Source organism: Massilia sp. Root418, from assembly GCF_001425265.1.
Lineage (GTDB): Bacteria > Pseudomonadota > Gammaproteobacteria > Burkholderiales > Burkholderiaceae_D > Rugamonas.
This window is the reverse complement of record NZ_LMEC01000011.1, coordinates 25953-41100: the sequence shown is the minus strand read 5'-3', so window position 1 is coordinate 41100 and position 15148 is coordinate 25953. Positions and strand designations below refer to the sequence as shown.

At 66.1% G+C, this 15148-nt stretch carries 14 protein-coding genes; 3 read left to right on the top strand and 11 right to left on the bottom strand.

Annotated elements, in window-relative coordinates; all coding sequences use genetic code 11:
• The first annotated feature begins 5 nt into the window (after positions 1-5).
• Positions 6-947, top strand: a complete 942-nt coding sequence (locus ASC94_RS07730; RefSeq protein WP_056392970.1) for a carbohydrate kinase family protein — start codon at positions 6-8, stop codon at positions 945-947.
• 108 nt (positions 948-1055) lie between these two features.
• Here ASC94_RS07730 and ASC94_RS07725 read toward each other — a convergent pair whose 3' ends face one another.
• Both ASC94_RS07725 and ASC94_RS33120 read right to left on the bottom strand, forming a co-directional pair.
• Positions 1056-1568 (bottom strand): YggT family protein, encoded by a 513-nt coding sequence (locus ASC94_RS07725; protein ID WP_056392968.1) that lies wholly within the window; start codon positions 1566-1568, stop codon positions 1056-1058.
• A gap of 93 nt (positions 1569-1661) precedes the next feature.
• Positions 1662-1832 carry a hypothetical protein gene (locus tag ASC94_RS33120; RefSeq protein ID WP_200955609.1) on the bottom strand — a complete coding sequence of 57 codons (171 nt, stop codon included), beginning with the start codon at positions 1830-1832 and terminating at the stop codon, positions 1662-1664.
• An 82-nt stretch (positions 1833-1914) separates the two neighbouring features.
• Between ASC94_RS33120 and ASC94_RS33115 the strand changes: the two genes are divergently transcribed.
• A complete protein-coding gene (locus ASC94_RS33115; protein ID WP_200955607.1) occupies positions 1915-2925 on the top strand; it encodes a hypothetical protein in 1011 nt (336 codons plus the stop codon).
• Between the two features lie 568 nt (positions 2926-3493).
• On the opposite strand, the gene ASC94_RS07715 is transcribed toward ASC94_RS33115, so the two are convergent.
• Positions 3494-4384 carry a LysR substrate-binding domain-containing protein gene (locus tag ASC94_RS07715; protein ID WP_056392964.1) on the bottom strand — a complete coding sequence of 297 codons (891 nt, stop codon included), beginning with the start codon at positions 4382-4384 and terminating at the stop codon, positions 3494-3496.
• 128 nt (positions 4385-4512) lie between these two features.
• Between ASC94_RS07715 and ASC94_RS07710 the strand changes: the two genes are divergently transcribed.
• Positions 4513-4899, top strand: coding sequence for a RidA family protein (locus ASC94_RS07710; protein WP_056392962.1), 387 nt, complete (start codon positions 4513-4515; stop codon positions 4897-4899).
• Between the two features lie 74 nt (positions 4900-4973).
• Here the strand turns inward: ASC94_RS07710 and ASC94_RS07705 are convergent, their stop codons facing one another.
• The 8 genes from ASC94_RS07705 to ASC94_RS07670 all read right to left on the bottom strand — a co-directional run bounded on the left by ASC94_RS07705 (position 4974) and on the right by ASC94_RS07670 (position 15126).
• A complete protein-coding gene (locus ASC94_RS07705) occupies positions 4974-5504 on the bottom strand; it encodes a hypothetical protein (protein ID WP_056392960.1) in 531 nt (176 codons plus the stop codon).
• A gap of 105 nt (positions 5505-5609) precedes the next feature.
• Positions 5610-6710 carry a ribonucleotide-diphosphate reductase subunit beta gene (locus ASC94_RS07700; protein ID WP_373888103.1) on the bottom strand — a complete coding sequence of 367 codons (1101 nt, stop codon included), beginning with the start codon at positions 6708-6710 and terminating at the stop codon, positions 5610-5612.
• A gap of 144 nt (positions 6711-6854) precedes the next feature.
• Positions 6855-9791 carry a ribonucleoside-diphosphate reductase subunit alpha gene (locus tag ASC94_RS07695; RefSeq protein WP_056392956.1) on the bottom strand — a complete coding sequence of 979 codons (2937 nt, stop codon included), beginning with the start codon at positions 9789-9791 and terminating at the stop codon, positions 6855-6857.
• A 213-nt stretch (positions 9792-10004) separates the two neighbouring features.
• Complete coding sequence (gene ampD, locus ASC94_RS07690) at positions 10005-10619, bottom strand: 1,6-anhydro-N-acetylmuramyl-L-alanine amidase AmpD (protein ID WP_056392954.1); 615 nt, start codon at positions 10617-10619, stop codon at positions 10005-10007.
• Positions 10616-12253: a sigma-54 dependent transcriptional regulator gene (locus tag ASC94_RS07685; RefSeq protein WP_056392952.1), complete on the bottom strand. Its 1638-nt coding sequence runs from the start codon at positions 12251-12253 to the stop codon at positions 10616-10618. The genes ampD and ASC94_RS07685 overlap by 4 nt, the downstream gene beginning before the upstream one ends.
• A 30-nt stretch (positions 12254-12283) precedes the next feature.
• Positions 12284-13975, bottom strand: a complete 1692-nt coding sequence (locus tag ASC94_RS07680; RefSeq protein ID WP_056392950.1) for a PAS domain-containing sensor histidine kinase — start codon at positions 13973-13975, stop codon at positions 12284-12286.
• Between the two features lie 9 nt (positions 13976-13984).
• On the bottom strand, positions 13985-14326 hold the full coding sequence (locus ASC94_RS31630) for a PP0621 family protein (protein ID WP_082616345.1): 342 nt from the start codon (positions 14324-14326) through the stop codon (positions 13985-13987).
• A complete protein-coding gene (locus ASC94_RS07670) occupies positions 14323-15126 on the bottom strand; it encodes an inner membrane protein YpjD (protein WP_056392948.1) in 804 nt (267 codons plus the stop codon). The genes ASC94_RS31630 and ASC94_RS07670 overlap by 4 nt, the downstream gene beginning before the upstream one ends.
• Positions 15127-15148 lie beyond the last annotated feature (22 nt).

Genomic DNA, 15148 nt, shown 5'->3' with positions numbered 1-15148 from the left:
CTATCATGAACCAGACTTCCCTGATCTGCGGATCGCTCGCCATCGACTTCATCATGCAGCATGAAGGCCGTTTCGCCGACAGCCTGCTGGCCGACCAGCTGCACAAAGTGAACGTGTCCTTCCTGGTGCCGACCATGCGTACCGAATTCGGCGGCTGCTCGGGCAACATCGCCTACAACCTGAAACTGCTGGGCGGCGAAGGCCGCATCGTCGGCGTGATGGGCCAGGACAGCGGCCCTTACCTGGCGCGCCTGCAGAAGCTGGGCATCTCCACGGCCAACATCCTGATCAAGGGCGATGCCTACACGGCGCAGTGCTTCGTGACCGCCGACAGCGAGAACAACCAGATCAACGCCTTCCACCCGGGCGCGATGTCGTTCGCGCACGAGAACCCGGTGGCCAACGCCGGCCCGGCGCGGGTGGCCATCATTTCGCCGGACGGCCACCTGGGCATGCTCAAGCACGCCGACGACCTGGCTGCGCTGAACATCCCCTTCATGTTCGATCCGGGCCAGCAGATGCCGATGTTTAGCGGCGAACAGCTGATCGCCTTCATCGACAAGGCCACCTACGTCACCTGCAACGACTACGAGATCGAGCTGCTGATGTCGAAGACCGGCCTGACCTTGCAGGACATCGCTTCGCGCCTGGAAGCGCTGATCGTCACGCGCGGCGAGCAGGGTTCGGAGATCTATACGGGCGGCCAGCGCATCGACATCCCGGCCGTGACGGCCGAGGCGGTGCTGGACCCGACCGGCTGCGGCGACGCTTACCGCGCCGGCCTGCTGTACGGTATCACGCACGATTTGAACTGGGAGACCACGGGCCGCCTGGCCAGCCTGCTGGGCGCCATCAAGATCGCGCACAAGGGCGCGCAGAACCATGTGCTGACGACGGCGCAGATCGGCGACCGCTTCGAGGCGGCTTTCGGTTACCGTTACGAGTAAAAAAATGGCGGGTTACGGCTGACGCCTAACCCGCCCTACGGTAAATGTGTACATGCGGCGCTGGCCGCGTAGGGCGGGTTAGCGCAAAGCGCGTAACCCGCCTTTTTTTTACCGGCCGAACAGCATGCCCAAGACCAGCTGCGCGATCTGCAGCAGGATCAGGGCTACCAGCAGCGACAGGTCCAGGTTGCCAACCAGCGGCACCACCTTGCGCAGGGGGCGCAGCAGCGGCTCGTTGAGGGCGCGGATGAAGGGCGCCAGCGGGGCGTGCGGGTTGACCCAGCTGAAGATCGCTTCGATCACCAGCATGGCCATGAAGCCGTACAGTATCCACTGCAGGAAGCGGTGCAGCGCCGCCAGCAGCACCACCTGCCAGGGCTGGCCGACGAAGAACAGCACCGAGGTGGCCAGGAACACGATCAGGAAAGCGCCGATCAGGCTGGCCCAGTCGAAGCCGCCCACGCCCGGCACCACGCGGCGCAACGGGCGCACCAGCCAGTCGGACAATTGGAAGGTGAATTGCGCCACCGACGAGGGCGGACGCACGCGGATGGCTTGCATCCAGAAGCGCAACAACAGGACAGCGCCGAGCAAACCGGCGATGGTGTCCACGATCAGCATGACGATACTAAACACAGGCTCCCTCCATAAAAAAACCGCTGTGTGATTGTCTCACACAGCGGCCTCGCCTCATAAGGCTAGCGACGACTCAGCTCAGGATGGACGGGTGCTGGTCGGGAACGGCCATGCGGCAGCCGGGGTTGGCACGGTCTTGGCAGCTGGCGCGGCAGCAGGAGCGGCAGCGGCGGTGGCGGCAGGCGCGGCTGGCTTGGCGGCTTCCTTCTTGGGAGCAGCAGGCTTTTTCGGCGCAGCCGGTTTTTTCACTGCCGGTTTGGCGGCGACTGGCGCTGGCGCGGCTGCAGCGGCCGGCGCAGCTGCTGCTGGCGCAGCAGGGGCGGCTACTGGCTTGGCAGCTGCCGGCTTGGCAACTGCCTTAACGGCCTTTTTTGCTGCTGGCTTGGCGACGCCTTTCGCCGCAGGCTTGGCTGCTGCTTTGGCCGCAGGCTTGGCGGCAGGCTTGGCAGCAGCTTTAGCGGCTGGCTTGGCAGCTGGTTTAGCAGCAGCTTTGGCGGCTGGTTTAGCGGCCGGCTTGGCAGCGCTTTTCGCTGCAGGCTTGGCTGCTGGTTTAGCGGCGGCTTTCTTCGCTGCCGGTTTGGCGGCGGCTTTGGCTGCTGGCTTAGCGGCAGCTTTCTTCGCTGCCGGCTTGGCTGCTGGTTTAGCTGCAGCTTTCTTGGCTGTTGGCTTGGCAGCTGGTTTAGCGGCGGCTTTTTTGGCTGCCGGCTTGGCTGCTGGTTTAGCGGCGGCTTTCTTCGCTGCCGGTTTAGCTGCTGGTTTGGCAGCGGCTTTTTTCGCTGCCGGTTTAGCGGCGGCTTTCTTGGCGGCTGGCTTCGCTGCCGGCTTAGCTGCTGCTTTCTTGGCGGCCGGTTTGGCGGCTGGCTTGGCGGCGGCTTTCTTCGCCACTGGCTTCGCTGCTGCTTTTTTCGCTACCGGCTTGGCTGCTGCTTTTGCTGCCGGCTTGGCGGCTGGCTTGGCGGCGGCTTTTTTCGCGGCTGGCTTGGCTGCCGGTTTGGCGGCGGCTTTCTTAGCAGCTGGCTTGGCTGCTGGTTTCGCAGCAGCTTTCACCGCTGGCTTGGCTGCCGGTTTGGCAGCGGCTTTCTTAGCGGCTGGTTTGGCGGCAGCGGCTGGTTTAGCCGCTGGTTTCTTTACTTCTTTCTTTGCTTTTGCTGTAGCCATTTTGGTCTCTCCTTCATCTAGAGATGAGAATTACGCACAAGATTTAAACCCGTCCGGCCCCCTGGCCAGGCGAATTATTCATCGGCGCAAACGACGGTTTGCGCTAATGAATTCGGCACCAGCTGAACTGCTGCAACTCCTCACGTTTGCAGCGCTTCAGCCCCGGCACCGGCGTTCGCTATGAACGGCCGGCGCACTAAATCTTGTTGCGATGGTCGCGGTCCGCGGGCGTGCGTTCAGCTCCAGTCGTCCCCCATCGCAGCCACATCACGTTTTGTTTTTCGAAGAAAAAACCGCCCGGCCTGAGTCGTTCTCAGGCGAGGCGGTCAGCGAAAAATCGGTGTGGTCTTGTGCATACTTGTGCGTGTTCGTATCCCATTTTGTTGATCGTTTTGCGGGTGCGCGCGGCCGAAAAAACCGCACAAAAAAAATCACGCAAATTCAATCTCGTAAAGTACACGAAAACCTTGTCGGTGCGCAACCGGCACAACTCACTTTCGCACTCTTTTTTGCACGTTAGGCGCGCTATCGCACATTAGTTCGCCAATTGAAGACGCCGCGCGGCGTTTTTCGCGCGCGTTAGGCACGCGCGATCGCGTTGGTGCACGCGCGCGAATTCAAAAAATGCGCGCGCGTTTTTTCGGTGCGCGGGCAAGGAAGCCTTGCGCGCACAGGCGCACTTTCGCGCGCCGATTGCCGGGCGGTTCGCACGCGAATCGCGGAGCAGTTCGCGCGCCGATGCATGCACAGGGTCAGTGCACGCCGAAGTGCTCGCGCACCCAGTTGCGCAGCACCGTCGTCGCCGGCCGCGCAGCGGCGCGCGCGCTGTACACGAGGTCGTAGCGGAAGCTCTCCAGCGCCAGCTCGAACGGCTGCACCAGCACGCCGGCGGCCAGCTCCTCCTCCACCAGCGTGAGACTCAGCAAGCCGATGCCCTGGCCGGCGATGGTGGCCTGCACTGCGTGCAGCTCTTCGCTGAAGGACACGCCGGTGTCGGCGTCGATGCCGGCGGCGCCGGCGGCGGCCAGCCACTGGCGCCACTCGACGGCGCGCTCGTCGCCGCGCACCGCGTCGCCCCACTCGAAGTGAATCAGGGTGGCGCGGCGCAGCTCGCGCATGCTGCGGATGTTGAGCAGCGGACTGCAGACCGGTGCGAAGCGGTCTTCGAACAGATGCTCGACCAGCAGGCCGGGATACAGGCCGGTGCCGTAGCGGATGGCGGCGTCGGCGTCGGCGTCGAGGTCGACCAGTTCGTTGGAGGCGTCCAGGCGCAGGGTCCAGTCGGGATAGGCGTCGCGGAAGGCGCCGGCGCGGGTGGCCAGGCGGCGGGCCATGAAGGCCACCGTCGACGACAGCCGCGCCACCTGCGCGCCCTGCGAGCGCACCAGCTGCTCGATGGCGCGCTCGATGCTGTCGAAGCCGTCGCGCAAGGTGGGGAAGAGCTGGCGGCCGGCGGCGGTGAGGGTGACGCGGCGCGGGCCGCGCTCGAACAACGCGACGCCGATGGCCTGCTCAAGGTGCTTGATCTGGTGGCTGACGGCGGTGGGCGTGACGTTCAGCTCTTCAGCCGCGTCCTTGAAGCTGAGGCGGCGCGCGGCCGCTTCGAACACGCGCAGCGCGCCGATGGCGGGCAGTTTTCTCATCGTGGCTATGGATTAGTTTTGCTCACCTGTCAGATGAGGAATGATCGTTTGCCGCCATGGAGCGGCGTTCGCATAATGGACTTCGGTTCATTTTAACTCAGTCATCAGCTTACCTTGAGGGAGTCGCCATGCAGCTCGAACAAATCCACACCATGCCCGACCCGTACGCGCCCTACCTGCTGTCGCAGGCGATCCGCGCCGGCGGGCTGCTCTATATATCCGGCCAGGCCGGCGTGGGCGACGACGGCGCCATCGTCGGCGCGGACGATTTCGACGCGCAGGCGGCGCAGGCCTTCCGCAACCTGGAGCGGGTGCTGCTGGCCGGCGGGTCGAGCTTGCAGCGCGTCATCAAGGTGACCATCTACCTGACGTCGATGGCGCACTTCGGCAAGATCGTCGAACTGCGCCGGCAGTGGTTCGCGCCGCCCTACCCGGCCGACACCATCGTCGAGGTGGCGGCGCTGTACGCGCCGGAGGCGATGATAGAGATCGAGGCGATCGCTGCCGCCGGCTAGTTCAGCGGCGGCGAAATGCAACCCTGCCCATCCGGCGCTCCGCTGCCCCCAATTCGCCACGGGCGTTTCTTGCATCACTCATCCGGGAGCAAGTCCTCCTGGCGGCGGCGCTTGGGGATGCGCTGCTCGGGGCGCAGCGCGGCTTTGTGGTGCGCGTGCTCGACCAGGGCCAGGGTGGTCTGCAGCGCGTCGCTCATGGCGCGGGCGGCGGCCGCCATGGCCTCGACCGGGGATAACGCCACCGGTTGCTGCTCCAGCGCGCGCTTCAGGCGGCTAGCCTGGGTCCAGTGGCGCTCACCGTTGAGCCGCATCCAGACGTCGCGCCAGGCATTGCGGCCGTGGCCGGCCACCATGAGCGCGAACTGCCGCGGCGAGACCGGCACGCCGCGGTAGCGCAGTTCGTCGCACACCACCTCGGCGACGTGCTCACGCTCCTCATGGCGCATCCGGATCAAGCTGCCGAATGGCAGGAACAGCCGCTTCCATTGCCAGCCGCCCACCGGTTCTGCGCCGGCGCGCTGGGCGTCAATCCAGTGCTTGATGGCCAGCCTGAGCGCCTCCGAGATGCTCAGCGTACTGCCGGACGTGCGCAAAATTAGGCACACGGAATCGACACGTTAGGCAGAGGAGGCGGCAGCGGCACGCCGGCCGCCCATGAAAAAACCCGGCGCGTGGCCGGGTTTTGGAGATGCGGATGAGGCTGAAACGGATCAGTCCCAGTTCAGGGCGCCGCCGGTCTGGTATTCGGTCACGCGGGTCTCGAAGAAGTTGCGTTCCTTCTTCAGGTCGATCATCTCGCTCATCCATGGGAATGGATTCTCAGGCTGGTCGAACAGCGTTTCCAGGCCGATCTGGGTGGCGCGGCGGTTGGCGATGAAGCGCAGGTAGCCCTTGAACATGGCTGCGTTCAGGCCCAGCACGCCGCGCGGCATGGTGTCTTCCGCGTAGGCGTATTCCAGGTCCACGGCCTTCAGGAACAGGCCCTTGATCTCTTCCTTGAAGGCAGGCGTCCACAGCAGCGGATTTTCCATCTTGATGGTGTTGATCAGGTCGATGCCGAAATTGCAATGCATGGACTCGTCGCGCAGGATGTACTGGTACTGCTCGGCAGCGCCCATCATCTTGTTCTGGCGGCCCAGCGCCAGGATCTGGGTGAAGCCGACGTAGAAGAACAGGCCTTCCATCAGGCAGGCGAACACGATCAGCGATTTCAGCAGCTTCTGGTCGTTTTCCACGGTGCCGGTGGTGAAGGCCGGGTCGGTCAACGTGTTGATGAACGGAATCAGGAACTCGTCCTTGTCGCGGATCGACTTCACTTCGTTATAGGCGTTGAAGATTTCCTGCTCGTCCAGGCCCAGCGACTCCACGATGTACTGATAGGCGTGGGTGTGGATGGCTTCCTCGAAGGCCTGGCGCAGCAGGTACTGGCGGCATTCCGGCGCCGTGATGTGGCGGTAGGTGCCCAGCACGATGTTGTTAGCGGCCAGCGAGTCGGCGGTGACGAAGAAGCCCAGGTTACGTTTCACCAGGCGGCGCTCGTCTTCGGACAGGCCGTTCGGGTTCTTCCACAGCTCGATGTCGCGCTGCATGTTCACTTCCTGCGGCATCCAGTGGTTGGCGCAGCCGGCCAGGTATTTGTCCCAGGCCCATTTGTACTTGAACGGCACCAGCTGGTTGACGTCGGTCTGGCCGTTGATGACGCGCTTGTCGTCGGCGTTCACGCGGCGGGCGATCTGCTCGGCAGTGCCTTCGGCGTTGAGTGGTGCTTGGGGTTGCGCGGCAGGCGCAGTGTCTTCGTCCCAGGACAGCATGATGTTTCCTTCGTTAATTGTTGCGGCGCGGATCGGCGGGTTACGCGCTCTGCGCTAACCCGCCCTACGCGCGGGCGGATGTATATATTGTAGACCGTAGGGCGGGTTAGGCGGCGCCAGCCGCCGTAACCCGCCGCCGCCACATTACTGGCAGGCTTCGCATTCCTCGAAACCGTCGTCACCGGGACGCAGGTAGCAGGCGGCGCCGTCTTCCACGGCGGCGGCCGAGGCTGCTGCTGCCGCTGCCGCAGGGGCCGCAGCCGCGATGGCGCTGGCCGACATGCCGCCGTCCACGGCCACCGCATTCAGCGCGCCGGTCTTGGAGGTCGATTTCTCCATGTGGGTGGCGGCGATGGTGCGCAGGTAGTAGGTGGTCTTCAGGCCGCGCAGCCAGGCCAGCTTGTAGGTCTCGTCCAGCTTCTTGCCCGAGGCGCCGGCCATGTAGATGTTCAGCGACTGGGCCTGGTCGATCCACTTCTGGCGGCGGGAAGCCGCTTCCACCAGCCAGGTTGGCGACACTTCAAACGCGGTGGCGTAGATGTCGCGCAGGTCTTGCGGCACGCGGTCGATCTTGGTCAGCGAACCGTCGAAGTACTTCAGGTCGGCAATCATGACCTCGTCCCACAGGTCGCGCGCCTTCAGGTCGCGCACCAGGTAGGAGTTGATCTCGGTGAACTCGCCCGACAGGTTGGACTTGACGTACAGGTTCTGGAACGTAGGCTCGATGCAAGCCGACACGCCGATGATGTTGGAAATGGTCGCGGTCGGGGCGATCGCCACGCAGTTCGAGTTGCGCATGCCGAACTTCTTGATGCGATCGCGCACCGGGGTCCAGTCCATGGCAGCCGAACGGTCCTGCTCCAGGTAGCCTTCGCCGCGCTCTTGCGCCAGCAGCGCGATGGAGTCCTGCGGCAGGATGCCGCGGTCCCACAGCGAACCCTTGTACGACTCGTAGTGGCCGCGCTCTTCGGCCAGCTCGGTCGAGGCCAGGTAGGCGTAGTAGCACACCGCTTCCATCGAGGTGTCGGCGAATTGCACGCAAGCATCCGACGAGAACGGCACGCGCATCATGTGCAGGCAGTCCTGGAAGCCCATCACGCCCAGGCCGACCGGACGGTGGCGCATATTGGCGTTGCGGGCCTTGTCCACGGCGTAGTAATTGATGTCGATCACGTTGTCCAGCATGCGCATGGCGGTGCGGATGGTCTTCTGCAGCTTGACGTGGTCCAGCTTGCCCTCTTTCATGTGGGCCGGCAGGTTCACCGAACCCAGGTTGCAGACGGCGATTTCGTCCGGACCGGTGTTCAGGGTGATCTCGGTGCACAGGTTGGACGAGTGCACCACGCCCACGTGCGACTGCGGCGAACGGATGTTGCACGGATCCTTGAAGGTGATCCATGGGTGGCCGGTTTCAAACAGCATGGACAGCATCTTGCGCCACAGGTCCAGCGCGGCGATCTTCTTGAACACGCGGATCTCGCCGGCGGCGGCCTTGGCTTCGTAGCCGGTGTAGGCCAGCTCGAAGGCTTTGCCCACTTTGTCGTGCAGGTCCGGGGTTTCGGACGGCGAGAACAGGGTCCAGTCGCCCTTTTCCATCACGCGCTTCATGAACAGGTCGGGAATCCAGTTGGCCGTGTTCATGTCGTGGGTGCGGCGGCGGTCGTCGCCGGTGTTCTTGCGCAGGTCGAGGAATTCCTCGATGTCCATGTGCCAGGTTTCCAGGTAGGCGCACACCGCGCCCTTGCGCTTGCCGCCCTGGTTGACCGCCACGGCGGTGTCGTTGACCACTTTCAGGAACGGCACCACGCCTTGCGATTTGCCGTTGGTGCCCTTGATGTGGGCGCCCAGCGCGCGCACCGGGGTCCAGTCGTTGCCCAGGCCGCCGGCGAACTTGGCCAGCAGCGCGTTTTCCTTGATGGCGTCGTAGATGCCTTCCAGGTCGTCCGACACGGTGGTCAGGTAGCACGAGGACAGCTGCGAGCGCAGGGTGCCCGAGTTGAACAGGGTCGGGGTGGACGACATGAAGTCGAAGGTCGACAGCAGGTTGTAGAACTCGATGGCGCGCGCTTCGCGGTTTTCTTCGCGCAGCGCCAGGCCCATGGCCACGCGCATGTAGAACGCTTGCGGCATCTCGATGCGCACTTCGCGCACGTGCAGGAAGTAGCGGTCGTACAGGGTTTGCAGGCCGATGTAGCCGAACTGCAGGTCGCGGTCGGCCACCAGGGCCTTGGCCAGCTTGGCCAGGTCGAACTTGGCCAGCTCGGTGTCCAGCAGTTCGTTCTCGATGCCCTTGGCGATGTATTGCGGGAAGTAGGTGATGTACTCGGCGGCAGCCTTGGCTTGCGGCACTTCGTGGCCGAACACTTCCTTGCGGATGGTGTGCAGCAGGATGCGGGCCGTCACTTGCGAGTAGGCCGGGTCTTTTTCCATCAGCGCGCGGGCGGCCAGGATGGCGGACTTGTGCAGTTCTTCGACCGGCACGCCGTCGTACAGGTTCTTGACGGTTTCAGCCAGGATGGCGTCCGCGTCCACGTGCTTTTCCAGGCCGGAGCAGGCCGCGCCGATCAGGTCGCGCACTTCCTGCATCACCAGCGGACGGCGCACGCCGTTCTCGGTTACGCTCAGCTCAGGCTCGGCGGCCGAGGCGGCGGTGCCCTGCGCGGCCTTTTTCAGGCGGCGCTCTTCCATGTGCTTGGCGCGGTACAGCACGTAGGCGCGCGCCACGTCGTGCTGGCCCGAGCGCATCAGGGCCAGTTCCACCTGGTCCTGCACGTCTTCGATATGGAAGGTGCCGCCGGACGGCTGGCGGCGCACCAGTGCCGACACCACGCTGTTGGTCAACTCTTCGACGATCTCACGCACACTGGCGGACGCGGCGCTCTGGCCGCCGTGCACGGCCAGGAAAGCCTTGGTCATGGCGACATTGATCTTGGACGGTTCGAACGCCACCACCGCGCCGTTGCGGCGGATGATGCGGTAATCGCCCAGGGCGCTGGCAGCCGTGGCCAGGCCGCTGACTGCGCCCGCCGATGCCGGCACTTGTGGTGCCGGATTGTTGGTGATGTCTTGAGTAGATTGCATTGAAGCTCCCGGTTAGCAGCGTGCTGCGCGCGTGTTTTGTGAGAATAAAGTTCGTCGATTGCCCAAAAGCATCTTTGAACGTTTGCCAAGTTTTAGCACTACATCTAGTGAACCAGTCAAATTGTGGCACTAATTGTAGTGAGCCTGTGGGGTCTAGACAAGGGGGAAATTTGGCTCTTCAGGGCAAAATTTCTATTGACATTTTGAGACGCCCTAGCGTTCAGGCCGTAGCGGGATAGCAAGCACTAACCCGCCGTTTTGCGCTGCCTTTTCCTTCAGCAGCCGGTCCAGCTCGGCCCAGTCGAAACAGGGCCCGGGGTCGGTCTTGCGGCCGGGAGCGATGTGCTCGTGCCCGGTGACATACTGTAAAGGGTAGCGCTTTTGCAAGGCCGCCGCCAGGGCCGCCAGCACCAGATATTGCACTGGCGAAAAAGCAACATTGTCGCTTCCCTCCAATTCTACGCCCACTGAAAAATCATTGCAGTTGGGCCGGCCCTGGAAGGACGACACGCCCGCGTGCCAGGCCCTGTCGTTGCAAGAAACATATTGCACCAGGCGGCCGTCGCGGCGCACGAAAAAGTGCGCCGACACCGCCAGCCCGCACAGGTCGGCGAACGACGGGTCAGCATTATAGTCTACCCGGCCGGTGAACAGGTCGGACACGTGCGGCCCGCCGAACCGCCCGGCCGGCAGGCTGATGTTGTGCACCACCAGCAGCTCGACCGTGGCGCCGTCCGGACGCGCGTTGAAGTAGGGCGAGTCGTAGCGCGCCCCGCCCTGCCCGTCGCTGGACGCCAGCCAGCCGTCCGCGCCTATTGCGTAGTTCACGCCTCGGGCTCCTGGATGTTGAGCTTTTGCATCTGGTAGCGCAGCTGGCGGAAACTGATGCCCAGCAGGCTGGCGGCCTGGGTGCGGTTGTACTGGGTCTGCGCCAGCGCGCGCAGGATGATGTCGCGCTCCACCTGGGCCAGGTAGTCGGGCAGGTTGCTCGGCAGCGCGTCCAGCGGCGGCAAGGCCGGCGCGGCGGCGCTTGGCGCCGCCACCGTAGCGGACGCGCCGGCGGCAGGGTGGCGCGGCGCGGACGGCAGCGGCATGAAGCCTTGCGGCACGGCGGGCGCCCCGCGCAGGATGGAGCTGGACGTGGAGCTGGACGGGGGCGTGGGCGAGGACGTGGACGCGGAGGCCGGGCCCGGCGGCGCGGCAGCCTCCCCGCCCAGCTCGGCGGGCGGCGGCACATAGCCTGGCGGCATGTCGGCCGCGCGGCTGCCCTTGAGCGCCAGGTCGCGCACTTCGATCACGCCGTCGTTGGCAAACGCCAGCGCGCGTTCCAGGATGTTCTCCAGCTCGCGCACATTGCCCGGAAACGCATAGCCGCGCAGCGCCTCCAGCACGCCCGGCCCCAGCACCACCTTCTGCTCGAAGGTGCCCAGCCGCGCCAGGATGGCGTCGGTCAGCAGGCCCAGGTCGTCAGCCCGCTCGCGCAGCGGCGGCAGGCTCAGCTCGATCACATTGAGGCGGTAAAACAAGTCCTGGCGGAAGGCGCCCTGCGCCACCAGCTGCTCCAGGTTCTTGTGGGTGGCGCTGATGATGCGCACGTCCACCGCCTCCTCGGCCGTGGCGCCGATCTTGCGCACGCGCCGCTCCTGGATGGCGCGCAGCAGCTTGACCTGCATGGCCAGCGGCAGGTCGGCCACCTCGTCGAGCATCAGGGTGCCGCCGTTGGCGGCCTGGAAGAAGCCGTCGCGCTCGTCGGCCGCGCCGGTGAAGGCGCCCTTGCGGTAGCCGAAGAACTCGGCTTCCATCAGCGCCTCGGGAATGGCGCCGCAGTTGACGGCGATGAAGGGCTTGCCGGCGCGCGAGCTTTGCGCGTGGATTTCGCGCGCGGCCAGCTCCTTGCCGCTGCCCGATTCGCCGTTGATGGCGATCGGCGCCATCGAGCGCGCCAGGCGCGCGATCTGCGCGCGCAGCGCCTGCATCACGGCCGAGTCGCCCTTCAGCCGGCTGGGCCCGCCCGGCCCCGCGTCCGGCGCGTCCGGCGCCGGCGCGTTCAGGCGCAGCGCCGACTGCACCATCACGCGCAGCTGGTCCAGCGCCACCGGCTTGCTGATGTAGTCGAACGCGCCCGCCTTGAGCGCCACCACCGCGTTGTCCGCGCTGCCGTAGGCGGTCACCACCGCGATGGGCGTGTTGCGGAAGGCCGCCGACACCTCGCGCACCAGCTCCAGGCCCAGCCCGTCGGGCAGGCGCATGTCGGTGAGTACCAGGGCATACGGCCCGGGCCCGGTCCCTGCGCCTGCCGCCTCGCCGGCTGCCGCCTGCGCCAGGTAGGCGCGCGCCTGCGCCAGGTTTTCAGCGCTGTCCACGTCCAGCCCCATCTTGAGCAGGGTGATTTCCAGCAGCTCGCGCAGGTCGGCTTCATCGTCGACGACCAGCACGCGCGGGGAACTGCGGGGAGCACTCATGGGTGTCCTTCTCTATATATAGTAGGTGGTTCAGGTGCCCGGCCTGGCAAACGTGATCACGAAGCGGCCGCTGGACTGGCGGCTGCCGTCGGCCAGCACGCCGCGGTCGTAGCGGTATTCATAGTCCAGCATGGCCTCGTTATTCAAACACAATTCGCGCGCCAGATACAGGCCCAGGCCGGTTCCCTTGCTGGAGGTCGTATAGAAGGGCTCGAACAGGTGCGCGCGCACCTCGGGCGAAATGCCGGGGCCGTCGTCCTGCACGTGCAGCTCCAGCGCCGTCCCCGCCTGGCCGCCGCGCCCGCCCATCACGAACAGGCGGATGCTGGCCGGCCCGCCGCTGGCGTAGCGCACCGCGTTGTTGAGCAGATTGAGCACCACTTCGCGCAGGTGCAGGCCGTCGAAGCGCACCGTGGCGCCGCCGGCCGCCGCAGCCGCGTCCAGCTGCACGATGCCGGGCGCCAGCGCGTGCGTGTCCTGGAACTCGGCCGCCAGCTCGGCCAGGAAGGGCGCCAGCGCCAGCGGCTCGCAGTGCGGCTGCACCTTGCGCGACAGCTGCAGGATGTCCTCCACCATGCGGTTCACGCGCGCCACATTGTCGGCCACGATCTTGAGCAGGCGGGTGTGCACCGGCCCGGCCAGGTCCTCGCTCAGCAGCGAGGTGGCGTGGCCGATGGCCGACAGCGGGTTGCGCACCTCGTGCGCGATGCTGGCCGTGAGCCGCCCCATGGAAGCGAGTTTCAAGTCCTGCGCCTGGTTTTCGATGGCGGTCACGTCCTGCAGGAAGATCACGCTGCGCTCGACCTCCAGGCCGGCCGTCTCCACCGCCGCGAAGCGCACCTTCAGGTGCGCGGCCAGCTCGCGCCGCGCGCGCCAGGCTGCCGTGGTGTCCTGCAGGGCCGGGTCGGCGTAGGGCTTGATGGTCAAGAACGCGGTGGCCTGGGCCGGATCGGCGCGCCAGTCGCGGTAGGCGCGCGCCAGCGGCGCCAGCGCCGGCGCCGCCTCCAGGCTGAACGGCGGCTCGCCGGCCAGCCCCAGCATCTGCTGCGCGGCCGGGTTGCCGGCGTACACGGTGCCGTCCGTGCCCAACACCACGATGCCGTCGCTCATGTGCGCCATCACCAGCCGGTTGACCGCCTGCTGCACGCCGATTTCCACGCCGCGGCGCGCGGCCAGCTCTTCCTGGCCGATCAGCTTGGCGGCCATGCGGTTGACCACCAGCACGGCGGCCAGGAAGGCCGCGCCGAACAGGCCGGCCTGCACCAGGGTGCTGTCGGCGTCCTGCACCGCGATCTGCCACAGGCTGGTGCCCAGCATGAACAGCGCCACCAGCGAGGCGCAGAACAGCGCCAGCACCAGCGGCGCCAGGATGGCCAGGCCGGCCAGCGGGAACAGGTACAGGATGGCCAGGCCGCTGCGCACCCCGCCGGCGCCCAGGTAGAGCAGGGAAATCAGGGCCAGGTCGCAGGCGATCTGCAACAGCAGCTGGGCCAGGAAGCGGCGCCGCAGCCTGGCCAGCGCCGCGAAGCCCAGCGCCAGCAGCAGGTAGAGCACGCATAGCTGCGCATAGGGCAGGCCGGCGCCGCGCCAGCCGCGCGTGTCCACGCTCAGGTAGGCCAGCAGCACCAGCGCAATCACGATGCGCGTGCCGTTCAGCGTGTACAGCGAGCGCCAGAAGGTGTCGCGCGACGCGGCCGACAGCGCTTGCAGGCGCGCGCTCACCCGCTCACCTCAGGGCGCCGGCTGCTCGGCGTGCGCCTGGCTGCAGAAATCGCGCCCGCCGCGCTGCACCGCTTCGGAGGCGGGAAAGAACACGCCGCAATGGGCGCAGCTGAGCATGGTCTCGGCCTCGGCCACGGCGCGCGCGCGCGCCTGCGCCTGGGGCGAGGCCTGCCGGGCGCGCTCGGCGGCCAGCGCCTCGGCCTCGGCGGCGGCGCGCGCGGCCGCCATGCGCTCGGCCTCGCGGCGCGGATCGGCCTGCATCTGCTGGGCGCGCGCAGCCGCGCGCAGCTTGCTGCGAATGGCCGCCACCACCAGGAAAATCAGCGCCAGCCAGAACAAAATACGTGTCATGCCATACCTCGATGCAAAACCACTTCCAGGACAAAACGGCTGCCGACATAGGCCAGCAGCAAGGTGGCGAAGCCCGCCAGGGTGAAACTGAGCGCCGTCTTGCCGCGCCAGCCGCGGAAGTGGCGCCCCGCCAGCAGCGCCGCGAACAGCAGCCAGGACAGCAGGGTGAAGACCGACTTGTGGTCCCACTTGAGCGCCTTGCCGAACAGCTCCTCGGAAAACACGATACCCGACAGTACGGTCAGGCTGAGCAACGCAAAGCCGAAGGCGATCAGGCGGAACAGCAGCTTTTCCATGGTCAGCAGGGCCGGCAGCTGGTCCAGCGCGGCCGACAGGAAGCCGGCGCGCTCGCCGCGCGTGTGCAGGCGCGCTTCCTGCAGCGCCATCAGCACGGCGTGGAAGGCGGCAATGGTGAGGGTGCTGTAGGCCAGGGTGGCGATGGCGATGTGCCAGCCCAGCATGCGGGCGTTGCCGTCCAGCGCCACCAGCGCGCCCGGGAAGGCCGCCTGCAACAGCACCGCCAGCGCCGCGTTGGGCATGACGATGCGGCGCAGGCCGTCCAGCGCGAAGTTGCGGTTTTCCAGCCAGTAGGCGGCCACCGAGATCCACAGCGCCGAGGACAGCATGGCGGCAAAGCCCACGCGCAGCGAGCCGGGCGCCGAGACGGCCAGCCACAGGCTGGCGCCGTGCAGCAGCCAGGCTGCCGCCGTGGCGCCGGAAATCCAGCCGGTCCGGCGCGAGGGCAGGACGGCACATACGATGTACAGCAGCGCGGCTGCGATCAGAAAATAGGTCTGCATGGGCTAAGTTTACACTATGCGG